Annotated in this window: 10 protein-coding genes; all 10 read left to right on the top strand. The window is 55.3% G+C overall.

Features of this window, described 5'->3' with window-relative positions:
- The first annotated feature begins 141 nt into the window (after window positions 1-141).
- The 10 genes from BL8807_RS01170 to BL8807_RS01125 all read left to right on the top strand — a co-directional run bounded on the left by BL8807_RS01170 (window position 142) and on the right by BL8807_RS01125 (window position 11525).
- Window positions 142-933 carry an HdeD family acid-resistance protein gene (locus BL8807_RS01170; RefSeq protein ID WP_072725805.1) on the top strand — a complete coding sequence of 264 codons (792 nt, stop codon included), beginning with the start codon at window positions 142-144 and terminating at the stop codon, window positions 931-933.
- A 38-nt stretch (window positions 934-971) separates the two neighbouring features.
- The gene (map, locus tag BL8807_RS01165; protein ID WP_072725807.1) at window positions 972-1751 is read left to right on the top strand and encodes a type I methionyl aminopeptidase; all 780 of its coding nucleotides are present in this window, start codon (window positions 972-974) and stop codon (window positions 1749-1751) included.
- Between the two features lie 176 nt (window positions 1752-1927).
- The gene (locus BL8807_RS01160; protein WP_072725809.1) at window positions 1928-3082 is read left to right on the top strand and encodes an ROK family transcriptional regulator; all 1155 of its coding nucleotides are present in this window, start codon (window positions 1928-1930) and stop codon (window positions 3080-3082) included.
- A 42-nt stretch (window positions 3083-3124) separates the two neighbouring features.
- A complete protein-coding gene (locus tag BL8807_RS01155; protein ID WP_083570214.1) occupies window positions 3125-3910 on the top strand; it encodes an ATP-binding cassette domain-containing protein in 786 nt (261 codons plus the stop codon).
- A 453-nt stretch (window positions 3911-4363) separates the two neighbouring features.
- Complete coding sequence (locus BL8807_RS01150) at window positions 4364-5335, top strand: sugar ABC transporter substrate-binding protein (RefSeq protein ID WP_072725811.1); 972 nt, start codon at window positions 4364-4366, stop codon at window positions 5333-5335.
- Between the two features lie 139 nt (window positions 5336-5474).
- Window positions 5475-7043, top strand: a complete 1569-nt coding sequence (locus BL8807_RS01145; RefSeq protein ID WP_205408860.1) for a sugar ABC transporter ATP-binding protein — start codon at window positions 5475-5477, stop codon at window positions 7041-7043.
- A gap of 51 nt (window positions 7044-7094) precedes the next feature.
- Window positions 7095-8099, top strand: coding sequence for an ABC transporter permease (locus BL8807_RS01140; protein WP_072725813.1), 1005 nt, complete (start codon window positions 7095-7097; stop codon window positions 8097-8099).
- A gap of 84 nt (window positions 8100-8183) precedes the next feature.
- Window positions 8184-9116: a transketolase gene (locus BL8807_RS01135; RefSeq protein WP_264298323.1), complete on the top strand. Its 933-nt coding sequence runs from the start codon at window positions 8184-8186 to the stop codon at window positions 9114-9116.
- Entirely contained in the window at window positions 9113-10072 is a 960-nt protein-coding gene (locus BL8807_RS01130; protein WP_072725817.1) for a transketolase family protein, read from the top strand. The genes BL8807_RS01135 and BL8807_RS01130 overlap by 4 nt, the downstream gene beginning before the upstream one ends.
- 160 nt (window positions 10073-10232) lie before the next feature.
- Complete coding sequence (locus BL8807_RS01125; RefSeq protein ID WP_072725820.1) at window positions 10233-11525, top strand: citrate synthase; 1293 nt, start codon at window positions 10233-10235, stop codon at window positions 11523-11525.
- Window positions 11526-11623 lie beyond the last annotated feature (98 nt).

Here is an 11623-nt window from a genome sequence, read left to right as displayed (position 1 = left end):
GGCGGGCATGGGGCGCGCATATCCCGACATTTCGGCCATATCTGCCGAATGGATTCGTCAGGTTGCGCTTCGGGCGAGAATTAGACACAGTGTCTAAACTCAAAGTAGGCACCATGCCGAATTGGAACCTAAGGAGCGATCATGACCGAGAACAACCCGTACGCAAACCCCGACCCCAACGGAGGGTCGCAGCAGCCGCAATACGGCGCCTACGCCCCGCAGGGGCAGAACCAAGGGAACGGACAGCAGTACTACGGTCCGTACGCCGACAATCCGAACGGCCAGCAGAACCCCTACGGCAATGGACAGCAGAACCCCTACGACAACGGTCCGCAATGGCAACCCGGCTGGCAGCCGCAGTTCAACCCGTTCAAGCTCATCGAGGAGAACCTGCCCCACCGCGCCGTCACCCTGATCCGCACCATCTACGGCGTGGCCGGCATCGCCGCCATCATCATCGGCGTCGCGCTGCTGCTCGTGCCGGGCAAGACGCTCGCCCTGCTGGCCGTGGCGCTGGGCGTGTACTTCATCGTCTCCGGTCTGGTGCGCGTCGTCACCGCGCTCGTCGAACCGGGATTGCCCGGCGGATGGCGCGTGCTCGACGTGATCGTCGGCGCCCTGCTGGCTTTGGGCGGCGCGATGGTGGTGAAGAACTCCGTGCTGACCGGACAGACGCTTGCGTTGATGATCACCCTGTTCGTCGGCTTCGGATGGATCCTCGAAGGCGTGATGTCGCTGGTGGAGTCCTGGCGTCTGCCGCGTTCCGGATGGGCGGTGCTGTATGCGATCGTCTCCATCATCGCCGGCATGATCGTGCTGTTCTCCCCGCTGAGCGCCACCGCCTGGCTGATGATTTTCGGAGCGTGCGCGCTTGTGGTCATCGGCATCAGCGCCATCATCAGAGCGTTCACCTTCGGCCGTCGCGCCAAGTGACGCACGGGTTTGTTGAGCCGACGCGATAGGGTGGAGCCATGATTGAACTGAAAACACCCTCGGAGATTCAGGCGATGAAGCCCGCCGGCAAGTTTGTCGGCGGCATTCTCAAAGACCTCAAAGCCATGACGCATGTCGGCACCAACCTGCTGGAGATCGACGAATTCGTGCATAAGAGGATCGTCGACCGCAAGGGGGCCGAATCCTGCTACGTGGATTACGCCCCCGACTTCGGCACCGGCCCCTTCGCCCACTACATCTGCACCTCCGTCAACGACGCGGTGCTGCATGGCGTGCCCTACGACTACAACCTCAAGGAAGGCGATCTGGTCAGTCTCGACCTGGCCATCAGCGTCGACGGATGGGTGGCGGACTCCGCCATCAGCTTCGTGGTCGGAGACAATCCCGATCCCGAGGACCTGCGCATCATCGCATGCACGGAGGAGGCGCTCGCCGCCGCCATCGACGCGGCCCAGCCCGGCAACCGCCTCGGCGACATCTCCAACACCATCGGCGAGGTGGCGCGCTCCTACGGATATCCGATCAATCTGGAATTCGGCGGCCATGGCGTGGGGCATATCATGCACGGCGACCCGCATGTGCCCAACGACGGCCGCGCCCGCCACGGCTACAAGCTGCGTCCGGGGCTGGTCATCGCCATCGAGCCGTGGTTCCTGAAAACCACCGACGAGATCTACCAGGATCCCGGCGACGGCTGGACGCTGCGCTCCTCGGACGGCTCGCGTGGCGCGCATAGCGAGCACACCATCGCCATCACCGACAACGGTCCGATCATCCTGACCGACCGCGGCGAGTGAGGCGCAATGGGCGAGGCTGTAGGCACAGGCCGATTGTAACGGATTGCGTAAGTTATAATTCATGGAGGAACGCGATGTTGAAGAATATGCTCCGTGCGCCTGATACTGCATAGTTTCATGAAACGGAGCATGCTTCGCCGCAAGCTGAATGATATTCAAGTGGAAGGTGTGTAGCGATGAGCGGTCATGCCCGGTCCGGGTCACTGTCTTCGTTACGTCACGCGAATGTCAGCCAAGTTCTTTCTGTTTTGCAGCGATTTGGCGGAATGACGCAGATTGAATTGGCTGATGCCACTAATCTTTCCACTGCAACGATTTCCAGTATCGTTCGTGAGCTCACGGAAAAAGGGAAAGTCGAAACGCAGTCGGTCAGTCGTAATGGTCGACACGCTTTATACGTGTCTTTAGCTCAGCAAGGCGGAATCGTAGCGGGAATTTCCATCGGGCGACTTGATTTATGCATTATCTTGGGTGACTCTTCAGGAGAGATTCTCTGCGCGAAGCAGATGCCGTTGCCGCCGCGGCATCAGCCGGATACTACGGTTATTCGCGCTTTGGAACTTCTGCGTGAGATGCTTGATCTGGTCGGTTTCCCGATTACACAGCTCAAGCAAATCACCCTTGCTCTGCCAGCTCCGATTGATCTGCTCGGAAACATTGCAGTGCCTGAGGTTATGCCAGGTTGGGATTGCGGTGAAGTGGCGAATCGTTTTGAGCGCGGAACAGGCGTTCGTCCGGTGATTGAGAATGACGCCAACATGGCCTGCCTGTCTCAAATGCGGGATTCCGAGTTGAACAAACAGGATATCGTCTATGTGCATGCTGATTATGAGATAGGCGGAGCAATATATATTGCTGGAAAGATTTACCGGGGATGCTCGGGGTTGGCTGGTGAGATTGGCCATGTGCAAGTCGACGCTAATGGAGCCGTTTGCACATGTGGGCGGCGCGGTTGCCTGAACACTGTTGCTTCGGCGGCTCATCTGACAAGTCTGCTTCGCCCGTCCAGGGGGGAGATGAGCCTGCGAGATATTGTGTCGGAGGCCAAACACGGTGATTTGGTTTGTATGAGGTTGATTGAGGATGCGGCGGTTCAGGTGGCTTTGGCTGTTGAACCGACAATTGCCTCGGTTGATCCCGGCGCTATCGTGGTCGGAGGCAAACTTGCCCAAGCAGGTGATGGTTTTCTTGTTGCATTCAGTCAGGCCCTTAATAAGGTGATGTTTCCGGTAATGGCCAATCGCAGCATTGTTCTTGGTCAGCACGGCGATGATGCTGTCGCCAGAGGCGCTATGCTGTCGGCGGCGAATCGCATTATCATGGGGAACTAATCGACAGTCGTGGTGCGTGAAGCTATTACGGAAGGCGGAAAGATGACGGCTCAGGTTTTGCGGTCACATAACGCATATAAACAACGTGATTTTTCTCGCCGTGCGGTTTTTGGCGCTCGAGGGCTTCGTAAGTCTTATGGATCTGTGGATGCTCTCGATGGTGTTGATATCGATGTGTACGAGCACGAGATCATGGCGGTCGTGGGGGACAATGGTGCTGGCAAATCCACGTTGGTGAAAATTTTAAGTGGCTTGGAACAGCCTGATGATGGATATCTCTTGCGCGAAGGGGAAGAAGTATCTTTTCAAGGCATCAAAGAAGCCAATGACAGCGGTGTGTGCACTATCTTTCAAAATCCTGCGATGTGTCCCGCGATGGATGTGAGCGACAATGTGTTCATGGGCAGAGAATGTATGCGTGGCCCATTTGTGGATAAGCGACGCATGGTGGAAGGCACCCGCAATGTCCTGAAAAAACTTGGTTCCCCGTTGTCTCCGACTCGCGAAGTTCGTGGTTTGAGCGAAGGGGAGCGGAAGACTCTTACATTCGCTCAAGCGATGCTCAAGGAACCTGAGGTGCTGATTCTGGATGAGCCTACGAGTTCTTTGTCTGTGATACAGACGGGAGAAGTGCTCAATCAAATGTTGAGTATGCGTGAGGACGGAAAGAGTCTGATAGTTGTCTGCCATAATCTGACGGATGTGTTTGCTGTTTCCGATCGCATTTGTGTGATGCGGCACGGTTGCGTAGTTGCCGTGCTGAATACTCGCGAAACTACGTATGAAACTGTTGTTGGCTATATGGCCGGGGTTCCTCAACGGCGATAGATGCCCTGCTGTTGGATTTGGGCTGTAAATTAATATACCGTCGCGGGTGGTATCTCTACACTCGAGCGCCTCGTGCTCTTGAGAAGCAGGATGTGCACTTGGTCGGCTGATGTCTTATTTAAGCCCCTGTTTTCGCGGTGCATGTCCATCAAATTGACTCGAACTTCTGCCGAATATCGCCCGTGCGTGGCTCAACTTTCCTAGATTTCAGCGATTTCGGCACCCTGTTGTGTCGGCGTGTCGTAGATTTGCATATATGCTCTTGAATATGTACTCTAAATCCAAGAATGATGAAGTAGTCAGTGGTGATGGTGGTGTAATCATCGTTGATGATGAACTACTACCGCCATTATTGCTGAAATTTCAACGTTCTGACAGCTTGCGGAAACAAAGAACGGTTTCTTGGGGCTGTGGTCTATAAATAAGGAATGCAAATCGAAAAGGTGAGTGAAGATGAGTATCTCCAAAAAAGCCGTTGCGATGTTTGCCGCGGTGGCATTCGCTGTTGCTGGTCTGTCCGGATGCGGTACTTCCGCTGATACGTCCGCGGAAGGCACGACAGGTGCCTCCGATGCTGAGATCAAACTTGGCTACGTCCCGTCCACGATGAACAATCCGTTCTGGCAGGCGATTCTTGATGGCATCAACGAGGAAATCGACGGGCAGAGTGTTTCAGTGCAGACCGTTGATCCTCAGGCGGATCAGTCTAAGATGAACGACATGGTCGGAGACCTGATCGCGTCGGGCGTCAACGCGATTATTCTGGGCCCCTATGACACCACTGGCGTACAGCCTGCCCTGCAGGCGGCTGCCGATGCCGGCATCCCCGTCATCAACATCGATACCCCGGTGGACGATTTGGATCTGGTGGAGACCGTCGTCGCTTCCGATAACAAGAAGGCGGGTGCTTTGGTGGCCGAGGATATGATGTCGAGACTTGATGAAGGCTCTGATATCGCCGTTATCAACTGCCCGTCCGGACAGGCGTGTATTCAGCGTTTGGAGGGATTCAAGGAAGAAGCCGGCGATTATTTCAATATCGTGCAGGAACTTGACGGTAAGGGCGAACTTGCGACATCGCTGACGCTTGCTGAGGATATTCTGCAGTCCAATCCGGATCTCAAGGCCATTTTCGGTGTGAATGATCCGATGGCACTGGGTGCTGTTCAGGCCTTGGCCGCGCATCCGGAAATGAGTGATGTGCTGGTGTATGGCGTTGATGGTTCTCCGGACGGCAAGGCGGCCATCAAGGATGGCACGATGGCGGGCACAGGTGCTCAGTCTCCGAACAAGATTGGACATGAGGCTGCCAAGGCCGCCCTTGATGTGCTTGACGGCAAGGAAGTCGAGAAGGACATCGTCGTTGATACGTTCTTGGTGACCAAGGACAACGTCGACGAGTATGGTACCGACGGCTGGCAGTGAGGCCAACGGCGAGGCGAAGAGACTCTTGCTAATTCACTTGGGTGCGGATTGCGCATGGGCAAATGTCCACTGCAACCTCTTCCTCGGGACGGCCTGTGGCGCTATCCGTACCCTCTTTCAATCAATCAAAGGATGAGCAATGGTAGAACAGATGGTAGAAGACGAACTGCTCGTCGAGCCGGTGAGGACTACTGAGCCCGTCTCCCCAATGTCAGCAAAAACCAGTAGGGTCATCGTCGAAATGCGGGACATCGTTAAGACGTTCCCCGGCGTAAAAGCGTTGACCAACGTGCATTTGACGCTGCATTCGGGCGAGGTGCTCGGCCTGCTTGGAGAAAACGGCGCAGGGAAGTCGACGTTGATGAACGTCCTTGGAGGCGTGTTCAAACCGGATAGTGGCACTATTCGTATCGACGGTGAAGAAGTGCAATTCAACGGTGTTTTGGATTCACAGTCCAAGGGCATCGCGTTTGTGCATCAGGAACTTGCCCTCGAGCCGTTCCTGACCGTGGCGGAAAACGTGTTTATTGGGCGAGAGCTTAAGAACGGTGTCGGATTCGTTAGTCAGCGCGAAATGGTTGCGCAATCCAAGCAATATCTTGACATGGTAGGCCTTGAGGTCAGTCCTAACCAGCTGGTGAATTCGCTCAGCATGGGTCAACAGCAGATGATTGAAATTGCAAAGGCGCTTTCGCTGAATGCCAAAGTTATTGTGCTGGACGAGCCGACATCATCGCTATCTGAAAAAGAGGTTGAAGATCTTTTCCGTGTCGTGCGCAAACTGAAAGCGCAGGGGATGGGCATCATCTACATCTCCCATAAGATGAGCGAGATTTTCGATTTGACAGACAACGTGATGATTATGCGTGATGGAACGTATATCAACACCGTCGTCACATCAGCTACGGATGAAGATGAGCTGGTCCGTATGATGGTGGGACGCGATGTTGAAAATTACTATTGTCGCGTTTTCAACACTCCTGGTGAAACGGCACTGTCCGTCAAGAACTACGTATGTAATCCTTGGCGGAAACCCGTGGATTTTGAGGTGCGTCGCGGTGAAGTTCTAGGATTCTACGGCCTGATTGGTTCTGGGCGTAGTGAGTTGCTCGAATCGATTATGGGATTCCGCGATGGTGGATCGGGTGAGGTTTATGTATTCGGCGAACAGGTGAGTGACAAAACCGACCCGATTCGAATGCATGGTCTCGGTTTGGCCTTGGTGCCGGAAGACAGAAAAACCGAAGGTCTGTTCCTCTTCAACGACATCAGATTCAATTCATCGATCGCCTCATTGCATGAGTTTATCTCCAAGTTGCGTGTCAACAATCATAAAGAGACGCAGATAGCGCAACATGCTGTGGATTCGCTCAATATCAAGGTGCCTTCGCTGGAATCCAAAGTGGGGAACCTCTCAGGAGGAAACCAGCAGAAAGTGGTTCTAGGAAAGTGGCTTGCCACAAATCCTAAGATTCTCATTCTGGACGAGCCGACTCGCGGCATCGATGTGGGAGCTAAAGCGGAAATCTACAGGATTATCAACTCTTTGGCATCTGACGGTGTTGCCGTGATCATGATTTCATCTGAACTCAATGAAGTCATGAATATGTCCGATCGCATGGCCGTTATGCGTGGAGGCGAAATCAGCGCAGTGCTTGAACGTGATGAGTTCAATCAAGACAAAATCCTCAAGTACGCGCTCGGCTAACAAACGAACATCCGTAACAGTGGAACACTTTCTATCCCAAGGAACAGAACAATGAAGATACAAACCAAGGTCCTCGATCGACTAGAGGACATCCCTGTCGTCGGCTCCGTTGCCAAGGTCGTCAAAGCCAATATGGGTATCCTTATCGGATTCCTCGTGCTTCTGGTCTTCTTGAGCATCTTCGCCGAGAACTTCCTGTCGTGGGCGAATATCGTCAATCTGATGCGGTCTGTGTCGACCAATGCGATTCTCGCCATCGGAGTCATGCTTTCAATCATGCTCGCGGGTATTGATCTGACCTGCGGTGCCCTTGTCGCTTTGTCCGGCGTAGTTGCGGTGTTGTCGATGTCGCAGTTTGGCATGCCTTTGCCTGTCGCGTTGCTGTTCGGCATCGCCATTGGTCTGGTCGTCGGTCTGCTTAATGGTGTGATCATCGCATATACCGGCATCCATCCGTTCGTCGTCACTCTTGCCATGCAGAGCATCTGTCGAGGGGCGGCCTATCTCGCTGCAGGTGGTAAACCCGTCACCGTGCGTAATGAGGCATTCACTGCGTTGGGTAACGGCTATCTGGGGCCGATTCCGCTGCCGGTCATCTATATGCTGGTATTGTTCTTCCTTCTGTACCTGCTCTTGAACAAGACCCGTCTCGGACGACACATCTATGCGCTGGGCGGCAATCCGACCGCGGCAAAGTACTCCGGCATCAATGTCACGCGAGTCAAAGTGTTCGTCTGGGCGGTGTCCGGTCTGCTTGCGGCTTTCGCCGGAGTGGTGCTCGCCTCACGTATGTCATCGGGACAGCCGACCTCCGGTGTCGGCTATGAGACTGATGCGATTGCCGCGGCCGTGATTGGTGGCACATCCATGTACGGCGGTGTGGGACGCACGTCTGGCGTGTTCATCGGTGTGCTGATTATTGGAATGATTTCCAATGGCCTGAATCTGCTGCACGTCAACTCGTTCTGGCAATACGTGATCAAGGGCATCATCATTATCGTTGCCGTCTATTTCGATATGCGCAAGAACAAAGGAAACGTCCGCACCGGTTTCTGACACGCGAATCCATGGATGAGCCGATCACGTCATCTCGGTTGAGCGATCGGCTCATCCGACAGACGCTCAACTCTTAGTCACGAATTGGGCGGTCGGATTCCTCTTCCTGTCCGACCGCCCTCCTTTACGAAAGAGCATGATATGGAACATACTCAACAAATCAAACTTGAAATCACCGCCGCAGAATGTCGCAAAGAAGCCCTTGCGATGGTTCAGGCGGCGCAATCCGGCCATTTGGGCGGATCGATGTCGGTTATGGATATCCTCACCGTGCTGTACTTCAACACAATGCGTATCACCCCGGACTCACCTAAGAATCCCGATCGTGATCGTTGTGTGCTGTCCAAAGGACATTGCACGCCCGCCATGTATTCGATCCTCGCGCATAAGGGATTTTTCCCCATCGAGGAATTGAAGACGTTCCGTCGTATCGATTCCAATCTTTCCGGTCACGTCGAAATGACGAAGGTGCCTGGCGTCGATATGTCCGCTGGATCTTTGGGCCAAGGACTATCGGCGGCTTTGGGCATGGCTCTTGCCGCGCGAATCGATGGATGCCAGTACCGTGTGTACTGCATCTGTGGCGATGGCGAGATACAGGAAGGCCAGATCTGGGAGGCAGCACAAGTCGCATCGCATTATGGCGCGAACAACCTTACCGTCATCGTGGACAACAACCGTATCCAGCTTGATGGTTTCACCGACCGCATCGGAGGTCCGTCGAACGCGGCCGACAAGTTCCGTGCATTTGGATGGAACGCTATAGAAATCGATGGGCATGATGTCAGTCAGATCGCGGCTGCTCTTGATGCAGCTGCTGCGGACGCGATTGCTCCGACTGCGATCATCGCCAATACGGTGAAAGGCCGTGGAGTTTCGTTCATGGAGAACAATCCAAAATGGCATGGCGGTACACCAAATGAAGACGAGTTCGCCATTGCGTTCTCGGAAGTGCAATCGCGTATCGACCATCTCAATGATGTTTTACACAAGATTTCGGAAGGGGTTTCACGATGAGTGATATGAATGTCGAGTCGACTCGAGTGGCCTATGGTCGAGCTCTGTGCGAGTTGGGCGAACGTAGGTCGGATGTGGTTGTTGTTGATGCCGATCTGACCACATGCACGATGACCTGCTTCTTTGCCCAGAAATTTCCCGAGCGTTTTTTCAACGGAGGAATCGCCGAATCTAATATGGTCGGCATGGGGGCAGGGCTGGCTACAACCGGTAAAACAGTATTCGTGAACTCATTCGCGATGTTCTCAGCCGGGCGTGCCTATGATCAGGTCCGTAACGCTGTATGCTATCCGCGTCTCAATGTCAAAGTTGTCGGTACCCATGCCGGTCTGTCCGTTGGTGAAGACGGAGCCACTCATCAGTGCATCGAGGATATCTCTTTGATGCGCACGATTCCTAACATGACGGTGATTGTGCCGTGTGACGCCGAGGAAGCCAAGCGGGCGACCATCGCAATGTCGGAATATGATGGGCCCTGCTATCTGAGGCTGGGGCGCTCACCAGTTCCGGCCGTCACTTCGGGAGTTGCGGATTATGACTTCCAGATTGGTAAGGCCTCCACTCTGAAACAAGGCACGGATGCCACCATCATCGCTTGCGGGTTGATGGTGGGCAAGGCCATGGAGGCCGCAGCCGTGTTGGAATCGACAGAGGGTTTGAATGTGCGTGTGGTCGACATGCACACCATCAAGCCTATCGATAAGGAAGCCATTCTTGCCGCCGCTCGGGAGACGGGGGCCATCGTGACCGCAGAGGAGCATAATATGATCGGTGGCTTGGGCGCTGCTGTGTGCGAGGTGCTCAGTGAGGTTCCGGCTGAATGCTGTGTGCCGATAATCAAAGTCGGTGTCGCAGATGTGTTCGGACACTCCGGAACCGCTGAGGCATGCCTCGAAAAATATGGCTTGACCGTTGGCCATGTTGTTGATGCAGTCAAAAAAGCGCGTTCTCTGTGAGTGTTGTAGCCGCTGATTGAAATGGTCTGTGCCGAAATGCCGTCCAGTCTGTTAGTATGGGCGCATTTCGGCACACTTGTGTATCGACGCGTATCGTGCGGTAACACACGTGCCATATGGTTTGTGGAGTATCCCGACAGGCGGGGTTCAAGGAGGTTGCATGGCAACGGCACAGTTGAACGTCGATGAGAGCAAATTCACGCTGCCCGTGGTCAAGGCCAGCAACGGCCCGGACGGCATCGTCGTCTCCGGTCTGCGCAACGACGGCTGGGTGACGCTGGATCCGGGTTTTCTGACCACCGCCCAGTGCGAGTCGAAAATCACCTTCATCGATGGCAACAACTCGGTGCTGCGCTATCGCGGCTATTCGATCGAGCAGTTGTGCGAACAGTCCGACTTCCTTGAGGTCGCTTGGCTGCTGCGCCACGGCGAACTGCCGACCAAGGCCGAATACGACCAGTTCTGCGCCGACGTGAACCATAAGACCATGGTGGGAGAGGATTTCCGCACCTTCATGGGCTCGTTCCCGCGTTCCGCCCATCCGATGAGCGTGCTCGCCTCGGCGGTGAACGCGTTGGCCACGTTCTACCCTGACACCACCGATCCGGACGATTCCGACCAGCTTGACGAGGCCGCCAAAATCATCATGGCCAAGGTGCGTACGATCGTCAGCTACATCTTCCGCCGCCGCCGTGACGAGCCGATGCTGTATCCGGATTACGCGCGCGGCTACGTCGACGACTTCCTGCGCATGTGCTTCGCCGTGCCGTACGAGCCCTTCGAATCCGATCCGCTGTATGTGCACGCGCTCGGCCGGTTGCTGATCATCCACGCCGATCACGAGCAGAACTGCTCCACCTCGGTGGTGCGCATCGCCGGCAGCGCCCACGCCAATCTGTATTCGGCGGTGTCGGCTGGCATCAACGCGTTGTCGGGGCCGCTGCATGGCGGCGCGAACGAGGCGGTGCTGCGTCAGCTCAAGGCGATTCGCGATTCCGGCAAATCCGTGCGTGAATTTGTCGATTGGGCCAAGGACGGCGGCCACCGTATCTCCGGATTGGGCCACCGCGTCTACAAGTCGTACGACCCGCGTGCGGCCATCGCCCGCCAGTATCTGGAGCGGATCATGGATCGCGAGGATACGCTCAAGCTGCCGGCCGACGAGCGTGCGCTGTTCGACGTGGCGGTTGAGCTGGAGGACATCGCCTTGAACGACGAGTATTTCGTCTCGCGTCACCTCTATCCGAACGTCGACTTCTACACCGGCCTGATCTATCGCGCGATCGGCTTCGATCCGGCGATGTTCACCACGTTGTTCGCACTGGGACGCATTCCCGGATGGATCGCACAGTATCGAGAGATGCTCGCCGATCCGAACACCAAGATCGGACGTCCGCGTCAGGTCTACACCGGTCCCGTCGAACGCGACTGGGTGCCGATGTCCGAACGGTAATTCAATTCTCCCATTTCCGTCCGTCGTCTGTTATCGAGTTGGCACTTGACCCCTCCAGTTGGCACTGGTCCGCTGTTGGTCATCGGCAGGAACATGGT

It is taken from the genome of Bifidobacterium lemurum, from assembly GCF_014898175.1.
Lineage (GTDB): Bacteria > Actinomycetota > Actinomycetes > Actinomycetales > Bifidobacteriaceae > Bifidobacterium > Bifidobacterium lemurum.
Note: the sequence above shows the minus strand (reverse complement) of the source record. Positions and strands in the feature narration are given on the sequence as shown.

Coding starts and splice junctions, on each gene's coding strand:
- BL8807_RS01170 (WP_072725805.1), top strand. CDS start 142: ATGACCGAGAACAACCCGTACGCAAACCCCGACCCCAACGGAGGGTCG.
- map (WP_072725807.1), top strand. CDS start 972: ATGATTGAACTGAAAACACCCTCGGAGATTCAGGCGATGAAGCCCGCC.
- BL8807_RS01160 (WP_072725809.1), top strand. CDS start 1,928: ATGAGCGGTCATGCCCGGTCCGGGTCACTGTCTTCGTTACGTCACGCG.
- BL8807_RS01155 (WP_083570214.1), top strand. CDS start 3,125: ATGACGGCTCAGGTTTTGCGGTCACATAACGCATATAAACAACGTGAT.
- BL8807_RS01150 (WP_072725811.1), top strand. CDS start 4,364: ATGAGTATCTCCAAAAAAGCCGTTGCGATGTTTGCCGCGGTGGCATTC.
- BL8807_RS01145 (WP_205408860.1), top strand. CDS start 5,475: ATGGTAGAACAGATGGTAGAAGACGAACTGCTCGTCGAGCCGGTGAGG.
- BL8807_RS01140 (WP_072725813.1), top strand. CDS start 7,095: ATGAAGATACAAACCAAGGTCCTCGATCGACTAGAGGACATCCCTGTC.
- BL8807_RS01130 (WP_072725817.1), top strand. CDS start 9,113: ATGAGTGATATGAATGTCGAGTCGACTCGAGTGGCCTATGGTCGAGCT.
- BL8807_RS01125 (WP_072725820.1), top strand. CDS start 10,233: ATGGCAACGGCACAGTTGAACGTCGATGAGAGCAAATTCACGCTGCCC.